Source organism: Neobacillus nitrireducens (assembly GCF_030915405.1).
In the GTDB taxonomy this organism is placed as follows: Bacteria; Bacillota; Bacilli; order Bacillales; family Cytobacillaceae; genus Neobacillus.
This window is the reverse complement of record NZ_CP133262.1, coordinates 420,009-432,726: the sequence shown is the minus strand read 5'-3', so window position 1 is coordinate 432,726 and position 12,718 is coordinate 420,009. Positions and strand designations below refer to the sequence as shown.

11 protein-coding genes and 1 pseudogene are annotated in these 12,718 nt (G+C 37.7%); 2 read left to right on the top strand and 10 right to left on the bottom strand.

Going from position 1 to position 12,718, the window contains the following annotated elements; genetic code table 11:
• Positions 1-35: 35 nt before the first annotated feature.
• The 8 genes and pseudogenes from RCG22_RS02025 to RCG22_RS01990 all read right to left on the bottom strand — a co-directional run bounded on the left by RCG22_RS02025 (position 36) and on the right by RCG22_RS01990 (position 6,522).
• Positions 36-1,015, bottom strand: a pseudogene (locus tag RCG22_RS02025) (TRAP transporter substrate-binding protein).
• A 95-nt stretch (positions 1,016-1,110) separates the two neighbouring features.
• The gene (locus RCG22_RS02020; RefSeq protein ID WP_308105501.1) at positions 1,111-2,406 is read right to left on the bottom strand and encodes a TRAP transporter large permease; all 1,296 of its coding nucleotides are present in this window, start codon (positions 2,404-2,406) and stop codon (positions 1,111-1,113) included.
• A gap of 1 nt (position 2,407) precedes the next feature.
• Positions 2,408-2,905, bottom strand: a complete 498-nt coding sequence (locus RCG22_RS02015; RefSeq protein ID WP_308105500.1) for a TRAP transporter small permease — start codon at positions 2,903-2,905, stop codon at positions 2,408-2,410.
• A gap of 293 nt (positions 2,906-3,198) precedes the next feature.
• Positions 3,199-3,648 (bottom strand): DinB family protein, encoded by a 450-nt coding sequence (locus RCG22_RS02010; protein WP_308105499.1) that lies wholly within the window; start codon positions 3,646-3,648, stop codon positions 3,199-3,201.
• Between the two features lie 61 nt (positions 3,649-3,709).
• Positions 3,710-4,420: a polysaccharide deacetylase family protein gene (locus tag RCG22_RS02005; RefSeq protein WP_308105498.1), complete on the bottom strand. Its 711-nt coding sequence runs from the start codon at positions 4,418-4,420 to the stop codon at positions 3,710-3,712.
• 45 nt (positions 4,421-4,465) lie between these two features.
• A complete protein-coding gene (locus RCG22_RS02000; protein WP_308105497.1) occupies positions 4,466-4,915 on the bottom strand; it encodes a hypothetical protein in 450 nt (149 codons plus the stop codon).
• Positions 4,916-5,007: 92 nt separating this feature from the next.
• Positions 5,008-5,583, bottom strand: coding sequence for a DUF6155 family protein (locus RCG22_RS01995; RefSeq protein ID WP_308105496.1), 576 nt, complete (start codon positions 5,581-5,583; stop codon positions 5,008-5,010).
• 618 nt (positions 5,584-6,201) lie between these two features.
• Entirely contained in the window at positions 6,202-6,522 is a 321-nt protein-coding gene (locus RCG22_RS01990) for a ribonuclease E inhibitor RraB (protein WP_308105495.1), read from the bottom strand.
• Positions 6,523-6,790: 268 nt separating this feature from the next.
• Between RCG22_RS01990 and RCG22_RS01985 the strand changes: the two genes are divergently transcribed.
• The gene (locus tag RCG22_RS01985) at positions 6,791-7,105 is read left to right on the top strand and encodes a PucR family transcriptional regulator (protein WP_308105494.1); all 315 of its coding nucleotides are present in this window, start codon (positions 6,791-6,793) and stop codon (positions 7,103-7,105) included.
• The gene (locus tag RCG22_RS25390; protein WP_374049459.1) at positions 7,106-7,231 is read left to right on the top strand and encodes a helix-turn-helix domain-containing protein; all 126 of its coding nucleotides are present in this window, start codon (positions 7,106-7,108) and stop codon (positions 7,229-7,231) included. It begins immediately after the preceding gene.
• Between the two features lie 239 nt (positions 7,232-7,470).
• Here RCG22_RS25390 and RCG22_RS01980 read toward each other — a convergent pair whose 3' ends face one another.
• Both RCG22_RS01980 and RCG22_RS01975 read right to left on the bottom strand, forming a co-directional pair.
• Positions 7,471-11,931 (bottom strand): hypothetical protein, encoded by a 4,461-nt coding sequence (locus tag RCG22_RS01980; RefSeq protein ID WP_308105493.1) that lies wholly within the window; start codon positions 11,929-11,931, stop codon positions 7,471-7,473.
• On the bottom strand, positions 11,924-12,682 hold the full coding sequence (locus tag RCG22_RS01975) for a DUF6063 family protein (protein WP_308105492.1): 759 nt from the start codon (positions 12,680-12,682) through the stop codon (positions 11,924-11,926). Before RCG22_RS01975 ends, RCG22_RS01980 begins: the two co-directional genes overlap by 8 nt.
• Positions 12,683-12,718 lie beyond the last annotated feature (36 nt).

Below are 12,718 nucleotides of genomic sequence, written 5' to 3'. Positions count from 1 at the left end.
AATACTCACCAACTAGGCTTACTGCCAGCTATTTATTATGGACGTGCTTTTTCGATCGCATCCATTACTTCTTTATAATCTTTTGAGTATTGATCAACCATGGATTTAACAGCGTCTTTCCAAGGTGTAATATCATCAACCTCCGTGAATGTCACGCCTGCATCTTTCAGTTTCTTCGTGGAACGCTCTTCCCACTTATCCCATTCGTCTCTTTGAGCTTGAACGGAATCAAGTGCTGCTTGCTTAACAATCTTTTGGTCTTCTTTTGAAAGTTTATCCCAGGCGGCTTTGCTAATGAGCAGGACTTCAGGGATTCGTTGATGATGGTCTAAAATAAAGTTTTTGCCTCCTGATAATGGTTGGAAGAGTCTAAACTTGGAATGTTATTTTCTGCACCGTCAATAATTCCCGTTTGAAGGGCACTAAATACCTCTCCATATGGCATTGGCGTTGCACTTGCACCTAGAGCCTCCATGAAGTCAATATTGATTTTACTCTGCTGCACACGGATTTTTTGCCCTTTTAAGTCTTTTACACCTTTTAGTGGTTTAGTAGAATAAAAACTACGCGAACCTGAATCGTAATAAGCAAGCCCTTTCATTTTTGACTGTTCTAAACCATCTAACAGCTTGGTTCCCATCTCTCCATTTAGGAAGTTCCATAAATGTTCTTCACCGTCAAAAACATATGGGAGTCCTAGTGCAGTGAACTGATCATTGAATTCAGCAAGCGGACTAGAATTGATTCTTGTGAACTCAATCGCTCCAAGCTGAACTTGTTCCAACACGGATTTTTCATCCCCTAATTGTGCAGATGGAAATACCTCAATTTTAATGCGTCCCTTTGTTCGTTCTTCAACCAATTCGGCGAACTTTTTGTCACCAACCACAGTTGGGTAATCCGGCGGCTGATTATCTGCTAAGCGGAAGGTATATTTTGCTTCCTCTGCTTTCGATCCCCCATCTTTTGTCCCGGTCGTGGCCTCTTTTCCACAGGCAGCTAGGATACTACCCATTAAAAGCGTTGCTGCAAGTATTCCTGTGATCTTTTTTTCTTCATTCTCTGTAACCCTCCTTAAAAAATGTTATTATATTTTCACCTTTCCTTCGGTTACTTGGCTAACATATTGGGAAGCCAAAGGACTACCTCAGGAATATAGGTAATAACCAACAGAACAATTAGTAACGCGTAGAAAAATGGCATCATCGCTTTTGTCCCTTGCTGTATCGAGACTTTTCCTATCGCACATCCGACGAACAAAACGGTTCCTACTGGCGGCGTTAATAAGCCAATTCCAGCATTTAAAATAAGGACAATCCCGAAATGCACCGGATCCATTCCAAAGCTTGTTACCACTGGAAGGAGAATGGGTGTCATAATTAAAATCATAGGCGCCATGTCCATTGGTGCTCCTAGAAGCAGCAACAAAATATTAATAATCAATAGAATAATAATTGGGTTATCAGAAATACTTAAAAATAAGTTCGTTACCATGGAAGGAATTTTCAAATAAGCTAAGATCCAGCCGAATGAAGCAGATGCGGCTATTAGGAAAAATACCATCGAAACTGTTCTCATCGTCCGGGTTAATATTTTCCATATATTAGAGAACTTTGCTTCCCGATAGACAACAAACGCTAGAATAAAAGAATACAAACAAGCTAATGCTCCGGATTCCGTTGCTGTAAACCAGCCACTCATAATCCCGCCCAAAATAATGACCGCCGGGCTTAAGGATAAAAGTCCATGGAAAAGAATACCGCCAATTTCAGATTTTGGAACAGGGTCCGCTTTTTGATAACCTCTTTTTCTGGCAATAATGTAACCCGTGATCATTAAGGAAATTAACATAATAAATCCGGGAACAATACCTGCCATAAATAAACTGGCGATGGAAACCCCACCTACAGCTAAGGAATATAAAACAAGATTATGACTCGGCGGGACTACTACACCTTGAATCGCAGAGGCAATCGTTACACCGACCGCATAGTCTGCTTCGTAGCCCTTCTTTTTCATCATCGGAATCATAACAGACCCAACGGAGGAAACGTCGGCAACCGCAGATCCGGAAATATTTCCAAAGAACAATGCAGCTACACTGTTAACCATGGCGAGCCCCCCGCGAATTCTTCCGACCATTAAACTTGCCAGATTCACAATTCGAGTTGCAAGGCCCCCTTCACTCATAATTTGTCCTGTTAAAATAAAGAACGGGATCGCAAGTAATGAAAAAGAATTCATTCCTTGAATCATTTGCTGACCCACCACCGGAAGAGGGATACCTAGGTAGATAACCGTTAATAATGACGATACAATGAGCGTTAGGGCAATGGGAAAACGAAGTAGGACTAATAGGACAAAGCTTGAAAGTAAGATAATAATACCAATTGTGTTGCTATCCAAGTTACATGCCCTCCTCTATGTCTTTGTGGCGAGTGGTGTGAATGTTAAAGAATTGCAAAAGTGAATACACACAAATCATCACTCCGGTAACCGGCATCACAGCATAGGTGATACTACTTGGCCATTTTGTCGCCGGCAGGGTTGAATCCATCATCAAGACCGTAAATTCCCAGCCCTGGATCACTAAGTAGAGACCAAAAGCAAAAATGGAGGCGCTGATGATTTTATCTAGAACCTTATTAAAACTTTTAGGAAATAGATTGGTGAAGGAATCAATTCCTAAATGGATATATTCTCGAAAGCCTACCGCGATGGCCATAAAAGCAAACCATGCTAATAACAAAAGCGTAACTTCCTCTGACCAAAAGAAAACAAAATTAAATAATTTCCTTGTAAAAACTTGAGTAGTGACAACAAAGATTAACGCAATTAACGAAATTAGAGTGAATTTTTCGAAAATAGTATCGATGACTAGACCTACTCGTTTGATCACATTCATTTGATTCCCCCCATTTGAAAACGGTTTCTTCCTTTTCATTTTAAGAAACTAATGAAGGTTTTTGAATGTCCTTTTTTTAGGATAATTTGTGATTTTTTTAGGTTGGATTTGAAATCTTATTCATATTGACCACTTATATTTATTTTTGTTAGTTTGGTAAACGAATAAAATTATATATTAAACTTACCATTTTAATAGTATTTCATCAACTGGATAAAGAGTGGCTCTATTGGTTCACAAAAAAAATAGCTAGGAGAAAACCTCCTAGCCATTCTTTCAATAAATCCATGATGTTATCTCACAAATGTTATATAGTCTACATTCACTGGTTCAAATTCATTTGCTCTTAGAAGGAGATTAATCTGGCCTCGGTGATATTGGCCATGTAGAGCAACATGTGTCAGGATGTCCCTTACCGAATTATTGAACTCTTTGCCTTTACTATTCTTGTAAGACACGATTTGCTCGAGTTTAGGCGTAGACATACCAGATAGTAACTCTTTAAAGTTTTGATGATTTTGGTTAACCAGCTGCTCACAGGCTTCTAAATTGACCTCTGCCCAAATAGGTAACTTTGAACTATCTAATCCTTTTAACCTTGTAAACCACACCTGTTCTGCCAAAAGGATATGTGCGAACAATTTGTAAACCTGCTTGTTCTCACCTTCATTACCTTGCAAAGTTTTTATAATTCGTTGATTAGACCAATGTAAATGCTCAAACATATTTTGGATTGTTTCCAAGCGAACACCTCCTTATTTATAATCAATATGTATTATTAAATAGAAGTTTTAGGATGCACCATCATTGGGTTTTCTTTATCTTCAAAAGTTCATTAACAGTGATGAACTTGTAACCCTCGTTTGATAATGATTGCAGGATTCCTTTAATTGTTTCTAGCTCTACGTTAGAATCATCATACATCGGGTGAATCAAGATAATCGAACCAGGTTTTATGTTCTTTTTCACGTAACTTAATTTGTCAGCAGCAGTTGTGTAGTAGGTATCTGGTTCGAGATTCCACATTATGGTCTCTCTTTTATGCTGATTTAAGTAAAAAGGCAAGCCTACGAGTTTTTTTCCATTTGGTGGTCGGAAATCAATTTCCCCTTTATACCCCGCTTCTCGTATTAGTTTATCAGTTTTTTCTATTTCCGTCTTGATGTATGAAGGTGATTTAAATACCATCCGCTGATGAGAATAAGTATGATTGCCAATTTGATGCCCGGCCCTTACAATTTTTATTGCTTCTTCTGGATTTTTTTCTATTTCATTGCCAATGAGAAAAAATGTCGCTTTTGCATGGTATTGGTTTAACAACGGTAGAATTTTATCGACATTCTTCGTTGGTCCATCATCAAAGGTCAATGCGACTACCTTTTGGTTGGTCTCCACCTTGTCGGTAATCCCGCCAAATAATTGAAATGTTCTAGCATTCATTAACTTATAGGTTCCTAATAATAAAAGGAACACTAGCAAAATACCAATTCCACTACGTATTAATATCTTTTTCATATCTACAGCCTTTCTTTCGATTAATAGTAAGTAAGAATTACTAGACTAAAAAGGTATATCTTTAACTTCGATAAATGGATGCTTTTTGTCTTGCCGCTTCAATTGCCATTCTATATCCTCAATATCATTAATTTCATCTAATGTAACGCCATATGGAAAACAATTTGAAGTAAAACCTTCGATAAAATAAAAGGATTCAAATCCTTCATTAAAATGTTCCCGTTCTTTTTCTCGTTTTCTTCTTTCTCTTTGTTTTTGTCTAGCTATTAGTGATTGCTTCACATTTTCTTTATATGATTGTTTAAATTTGTATCCTAAGAGCTCCAATTCTTTAATTGCACAAAGTAAGTCAACACCAAACCAGTTACTATAACCCTTTGCGATATTCTTCCCATTGTACTGCTCAACCCATTTCTTTGCATTTTGTAGCCGCGCAGTCTGATTATACTGTTTTCTTCTAGGTGTGTTGTTTGATTTGTTTTTCTTTTTAGCCATCCAAATATCCCACTCTTATAACCAAAATTGATATTTAACTATGTTACCAAATCCTACATTTTTCATAATTAATATGCATAAGTCATTACCTATTAATCTTCACCAACATCTTCTTCTTCTTCATCATCGTCCTCATCATGGACCCATTCAATCGTATAATATATCTCCTCCAAAGGTTCATGGAACCACCAACCTGTCCCATCTGCCTTGTTCAGAACATTTTCTAATCTATTCGAAAAAACTTTGTATAGTTCTTCATCCCGATCACATTCCATGGCCACTTGGTCAAACATTTTCACCATACTAGAATAAAACTGTTCATCTATATCACCATATGCATTCGTAAATTCAACACCCATTTCCACATAAAAAAGCATAAGATGAACCGTTCGTTTCTCATCATTTGTTGCTTTCTTAAAAGCAGTGATCTCTTTTTTCGCCTCTGCTAACCATAGTTTTCCATGGCCTCTATCTGGAAAAAATTCATTATTTATTTTTTTTTGAGCTTGCTGAAACAGCTCATCGATTACTACATCCCCTAGAAATTTACTGGATAAGTAGTTTTGAACATCTTTGTTTGACTTAAACATCTCGACAATGAGTTCAATCAATTCCTTTTGTTCATAGGTTTTTAACTGTTTTTTTAAATCGGCAATCTTGATTTTCATAGGAATCCCCCATAACTACACTTTTTGAATTCACTTCAGAATTTAAGGTACAATTGAATTATACAAACTATTTAGAGGGGTTAAAAGTGGAAAAAATACAACTGTTAAGAAACTATCTTGATGGTTATTGCGGTAGTAGGAATTAACTCCATATTAAAACCATCACTATGAATTTCTAATAGTCTGAGATAAGGTGTGGATTATTTGTCTAACTGGAGAATTTAAATTGAAGATAATTTTCGACATGATAAAAACAATAATTGGAAATCATAAGCGGAGATTTTCCGGTTAGACTTCAGTATAGAGCCCGATTCGGGGTATATAAGCGGAGGTTTTCCGATTAAGCCAAGGAAAATTACCCATTTTCATGTTTTTTGAGTTAATAGTCGGAATTCCTCCGTCTATTTAGGCTATTTTCAGTACTTTTTCTTGATTAAGAGAAGTTTCTCCGCTTATTTATCAAACCCGGTCCTTAACCTGCCCCCCAACCGATAAGACGTCATATCCTTACAGATATAGGTGAACTTTCCTGTCAATAATGTGTTTATATGTTCAATTAAATCTATTATTTCAGCTTGACCCGCTTTTAATTCCTCAAAATCGGCATCATAGTCACACTTACTCTACAAAAACACCCCAACCGTCTGAAAACCCACCATGTGGTTTGCTTAGGTTATTTAATTTATTCTGTATTTTAATTAGTTCACTATAATTTAATAGCATTTTTTTAGAGAAACAACATGCCCATTCTTCTGTTTCGTCGTCTTGTTCTAAGAAACAATTGAATCCTTCACCTTTTAGGATTTGTGATAATTTTTCACCTGTTGCTTGATCGGGAACGGCAACAAAAAATTCCACCGATTGTTGTTTTTTGAAATTTAAACCATCTTTATAGAGACTACGTAAAGCATCTCCATCAGCATCATTTGGGAATTTCATTTATTTTTCCTCCATTTTCCGGGTATATTCATAATTGCTATTATAATGCACGATTACCTTTTCGACTAATCATAATTTTTATTAGTCAGCAGGAAGATGGAATTTTATTAAAACTATCTCTTTAAATCTTCATTAAATTGGTTCATTGTGACAATGGCAAGGTTTTTCCGCAAGTACGATTTTATTAGAAAGCAGTTGGATATTTGGCTGGTCTTGTAAGAGGATATTTTGGAAAAAGCATATATCTTCACATAGATGACAAGATACAATGGAATGTCAAATTGGGTTAGGACGTCATTACCCATCCAATATGCAATTGTTTCGTAGTTTTTATGAGGCAAAGGTTGCACTAGAATTAGGAAAGTATGAATCTAACCATCATTCCGTGCGTCATTTTGAAGATATAGGAATAGCGAGACTCCTCTCGAATGTTCATAATGATTTATTGCACGAATATTATGAGGCAACATTGGGAGAACTGATTCTTTTAGATGAAGAGAATGATGATTTTTATATGGTCACATTGGAAGCAGCATTTTATAATCACAATGGTGATATTAATCAAACCGCTGAGCAGCTCTAAATTCACCCAAACACGTTACGGAAACGCTTAAAAAAGTTGGAAACGATATTAAATGTTGACTTTAATCAGATGGAAGACTTGCTAAAGATCTTCGTTGCCCTAAAAATTATGAAAATACTCAAGTAAATTTTAAGGCATCGTCCAATTAGGTTGATGCCTTAACTTCTAATTTTTTCATTCGATGAGTAATTTCTTTTTGGCCAGTTTTTCCATATTGCCAATACGGTCATTAGTGTTTTGCAACTCAAAAAGAATTTTATCTAATTCTTGCACTTCTATTAAGTATCATCGGGGACTATTAATATAAACCATCCTTAATTGTTAGTTAATTCTTCATTTCTATTCATCAATTCTGCAAAGTTCTTTTAAAACAAACTAAACTCCACTTCATCAAAGGTCCTTCCCCCATGCTGCAGGACTTCCTTAACTATTTCCCCATGTTTCTGCTGACTCAATTCTAGTTTCCAATACACGGGGAAGCGGCGGCTGACATCTAGTTTGATTAATTCTGGCGGTGCCAGGACAATCCATTGGAACCTGAGAATATCGGCAATCGAGAAAATCGGGTCTAAGATGTGTGCCGATACCGCTTGGCCAAATGGATTATCGGTAATTAACACGGACCAGTTATTGTTGTGTTCCTGACGCTTGAAGGTCATAATCATCATCATAATCATTGTTCTTGCTGCAAGCAACTGGCCGCCGCTGCCCTTCGCTTCCATTTTTGAGCCTTTGTTTAAGGTCTCCCAATCAGTAAAATGGTGTTTTCTTGGTTTTTCATATAAAAAGGCATTCGTCGTTTGAGGTTTATAGATTTGAAGCTTCGGATAACGGTTTCGCAATGAAATCAACACCAGCTGATTATCATCGATATACTTTTTCAATTGGGCATCGGTTAGATTTTCAATTGCTTCTTCGCTGTCGAGTAATTTTTCAATCGTTTGGATAAAATGCTCCCGTAATAAGCGACGGTATTCCTCTTCATCGCCTGTTTCTATTTCTTTTAATCGTTCAATCTCGACGAGTGGGAAAGAGTGGCCTTCCTTATTCTTTATTTTCATCCGGTTAACCATCTGTTTAAGCGATTGAAAAATTCTGATGACACGAATAACGGCCCGATCCACCCAGATTTCTTGAGCATTTTCCGCTTTTTGTTTATCATACTTTAGTTTCAATAACTCATGCTGAATATGCTCAATAACACTCGAGATCACGCTTAAACCAGACCGAATCGAATCACTTTCTAGCTGTGGAATCAAATGATTCATGCTTTGTTTTAGCGGTGTATCCATTTTTTCATCCTGCAAAACGAAACTTAGTTCCTTCAACCGTTCTTTAAAACCTTTGTGGTATTGCTCTTTTCGCTGATTGAAATCATTGTTTTGTCCAATCCAATGTTGGATTAGTTTCTCTGGCTCATTTTTGATTTTCTCTTTATAATCGGGTGGGATTTCTCCAACTTGTTTAAAGCTTACCTGATGGGTTTTTAAAATATCCTGCTGCTTTTGCAGTAGTTGCTGCTGACGAATAAGTTCCCCAATAATTTTTTGCTGGGCAGCCAAATCTTCGCTAACCTTCTTCAATAGCTCGTCAATTTCTATTTCTTTTTCTTCAAGATTCACATTAGCCCATGATTCAACAGCTAGGTGATGCTTCTTGAAAATTTGCTGTTCTAGCTTCAATTTATTTTTTTCTATCTGCACGATTTGACCTTGAAGCCCCTGGGCTCGGCCACGTTCAGAACTTAATGCCTTCTTCGTTTGCAGGATTTCCTCATTTTTTAATCTCAGTTGTTCCTGGAGAATTTCTCTCGGAAACTTTGAAACCTCTCGTTCGATCCAGTTGGACTCCAGCTGTTCTAGATGCGATTTTTTTAATTGCTGATCCTTTATCTGATGGTCCCGATTTGTTCGTTCCGATGCTAATTCACTGTTAACACTATTGATTTTTTGTTGTAGGTTATGCCAATGTTTTACCATTGATCCTACCTCATCAAAGATCACCTTCCGTAACTGTGGCGTTACCCCTTCATTCGTAAGAACGTGATCACTCATAGGATATTGTATTGTTGGCAGGATTTCTTTTATTAGCTCAGTCTGCTGCTGAGTACTGATTTCCCAGATTTGAAAAGACCTTACCCAACTAGAAAGATTCTGTTGCAATTCGTCTCTTTGCTGTGTGAATTCTCCTAATCTTTTTTGTATCTGAGTTTCTTTCATTTGTGTTTCCGATTTTAATAGCTGATATTGTTTATACTGTTTGTAATCATTCACCCAAGACTCGATTTCATGCAGTTTCTTTTGTGCTTCCTTAAGTTCCTGGTTATTCGTAATCGTAAGCTTTGCTAACTCCGCCAGTTGCCCATCAACTAAATTCATTTCTTCATGAAGTTGACTTTGTTGCTCATTGAGCTCCGCCAATTGACGTTTAATAGACTCTTCTGCGTTAAGAATTTCTTCATAGGTTGTAACAGCAAGTCCCTTGATTATTTCTAGCAAATGCTCTACCTCATCGAGCTTCGTTTCAACCTTACCTAAGTCTGTTGTAAAATTATCCGTTAACTTTGATAGATTATCCTTCCAATCCAACCATAGTTCTTTATGAAACGCCATGGCAATCCCTTGATTACGAGCAATTTCAAATGGCTGTGCATAGGGTTGATCCATGCGTTCACGGATAAATATCGGCACTGGGGCATGTGCTAACATTTGCTGAAAACGTGATTCGTCGACTTTTTTATCCCAATCCTGTTGATGAATGACAATGCCATACGCCAATAAAGGATATCTTTCCATCACTAATGCTTGTTCTTCAGGGTTTAACTCTTGGATCAACCGAGTGCCATAACTTGCTTGAACACCGTCTTCGGCAAGCTTTTCAACCATTTTGCGGACATCGTTGTTCGGAACCCAATAATCATCATTCACAAGTGCAGTATCAAGCTGATGATACCAATATTCTTTTTGAATATTATCAAATTGAAATCTTAATTGGTCCTTTTCTTTGTTTATCTGCTCAGAAATATCGATCCAATCATTAGCTGAAAAGGACTGAAACTCTTGTTCAAGAAAATAATACCGGCTCCAACGCTTATGGAACGCACGTTCCGCCCCTAGTCTTTCCGCTATTTCTTTAGCCGCCTGAAGTAGTTCAGACTTTTTCCCTTTAATAACAGCTCCACACTCACCAAGCTGCTTACTGACTTCGACTTTTCTGGAATGAAGTTCTTCGCTTTCTTTTTGCAGTCTAATTGAAGCTTCATTAAGCTCTTGCAGCTCCTTAGTTACTTTCCTTTGAACAAGCTCAGGCTCTCGGTTAATGTCTCTACCGTATTTTTGTTCCATTGTGATAGCTTTTTGATGGTGTGCCTTAATATATGCTGTATACGTACCTAACTGTGAGCGGACATCATTCAATTCTTGCTGGCTAAAATTTATTTGGGAATGGAGTCCATTTAAATTTTTATTCAATCGATTTTGCAAGGTATTAAACTTCTCAATATCGTCTCGCAGCTCAGTCTCAATAGCCTTCCAACTATTCGTTAGCTGCTGCTCAATTTTTTCTGATTGCGCTTTTTCTTCTTGAAGGTTCTGAGCATCTTCTAAAAAGATGATCCGGGATTCAATCGATTTTAACTTTTCAGTTGACTCATTATAATCAGTTAGTGCGATGGTTACCTCCATGTCATGCTTTTCTGATTCATAGTTTAGCTTAGTCTCATCTAATTGCTGTACTTTGGATTGTGAAAATTCGATATCACGGGAAATCTCATCGTAAGAACGACATTCTTTCGCATAGTCCAGATTGTCTTTTTGCCAAAGAAAATCTGCCTGCAACTGCTCAGATTTCCGTTTGTCCTCTTCCCATTTATCCTGCTCATAATGGTTAGTTTGCTTTTGTTCTTCCATACCGGCATATAGATAATTCGCACGGTCATGATGCTCTTGGACCTTGGTTTCCAAGACTTGACCTTCTTCTAAAGTAGCTTTGATGGGAACGAGCTTACCTTGAATCAGCTGATAGGCATCCTCACGCTTAAGGAGCTTTGGGAGCTTTTGGGCAATAATCGAATTATCTCGAAAGATTTTTACTAGATTTTCTTCCTGGTCTTCCTGAAGATACGCACTAATCTCTGGAATAATTAAATGGTGAAACAACCCAAAGTTATCCAAGCCCTTTTTAAAATAATGCTCAATGCCACCCTCGTCCCGGTTAATCTCCTTCATCTGGCGCCATTCAGCTTTTTCAATGCCATATGAGGATAAGTATTGAAAATAGGCGGTTTGTTTCGATTTCGAGTAGATATGAAACTGTTGTTTATGTCTTTTCAACCAATTCTCCCAATCTTCAAATGGGGCGGTTCGCTTATTTTCCTCGTCGTAGAGGGGCAGCGTATCAATCGTCCAATCCTCTGGTTTGCGGTATTTGCTTGTATATAAAAAGTATTGTGGCTCGGTCTCAATTTCCTCATTTTCCTGGCCGAATTTTCGTGCTGTTACACAAATCCCGGTTACCAACCATTCAGCAGGATCTGTATCCAACCGCCATTCCAGCGCGACATGGAAAGTATAAGGATCGAATTGCTGCTTTTCATTATAAAAGAGAGCATCAATTTGATTCTCGCCATTCTTTCCCCAGGTCGTAAGGGGAATCAGTGCCTGAAAGATAATTTGTAGCAACATCCCTTTCCCGCCACCGTTCACTAGAGTTAACAGGGCATGTTCAGGATCACTATCATTCATAAAATCAAAAATCGTATTTTCATAGTGCTTTTTCATTTTGTCATAACGTACACCCGTGATCCGGACTTTTTCGATTCTAGGCAATTGGTTCCCCTCCTGCATTTAAAGTGGACATGATCAAGACACGCATTTCTTCATAGCGTGCCTGTTGATGGTAACCCTCCTCTATTCGTTCGAATAATTCCATTTTTGGAATGACCCGCTTTTCATCCTCGACAATAAAAACGAGCCCTTCATCACGTAATAATCGCATCGCCATATGAATCAGTCCGATATGGGTTTTCTTTGTCACCATAATTCTCTCATCGGCAGTTTCATGATCTGAATCGACCGCCATCGAACTCCAAATGTCAGCCATATCAGTAACAGCCAAGCCATAGGCTTCACTGAACTTTCCCTCTGTTTCCTTATTTTCCTTGTTCCACTCATGTAAAAGTTGATTCAAATTTTTCTCCAGTAAGAAATAGGAAACTCCCGCATGTTCCCAGCGAAGATTGGAACTAGATGGTATATCAATCTCAGCTAAGAAAACAAACACGATGAGATTAATAAGATAAAAATACTTTTTATTTTCAACATCACTGTATTTCTTCTTAAACTGGGTAAAAGAAGTTGCAAAGATTGAACCTTCGGGACGGGCCACTAAGTGAATTCGGTCGGTCGTTTGAATGATTCGTGTCCTTGATTCCTCTGCTAATACTTTTAACGCATCCCGGACGCCATCTTCTTCAAAATATGGACTTAAGATAGGATCATTCGTTAAAACAATCCTTCGATTCAATAATAGAAAAAAAATCTTCGCCGCATCCTGCAGCTGTTGCGTCGAAATACTCACGTAAACACTTCCTTTAAGTAAATAATGGTGTCAGGC

Coding starts and splice junctions, on each gene's coding strand:
- RCG22_RS01995 (WP_308105496.1), bottom strand. CDS start 5,583: ATGAAAATCAAGATTGCCGATTTAAAAAAACAGTTAAAAACCTATGAA.
- RCG22_RS02005 (WP_308105498.1), bottom strand. CDS start 4,420: ATGAAAAAGATATTAATACGTAGTGGAATTGGTATTTTGCTAGTGTTC.
- RCG22_RS02015 (WP_308105500.1), bottom strand. CDS start 2,905: ATGAATGTGATCAAACGAGTAGGTCTAGTCATCGATACTATTTTCGAA.
- RCG22_RS01985 (WP_308105494.1), top strand. CDS start 6,791: ATGGAATGTCAAATTGGGTTAGGACGTCATTACCCATCCAATATGCAA.
- RCG22_RS02000 (WP_308105497.1), bottom strand. CDS start 4,915: ATGGCTAAAAAGAAAAACAAATCAAACAACACACCTAGAAGAAAACAG.
- RCG22_RS01990 (WP_308105495.1), bottom strand. CDS start 6,522: ATGAAATTCCCAAATGATGCTGATGGAGATGCTTTACGTAGTCTCTAT.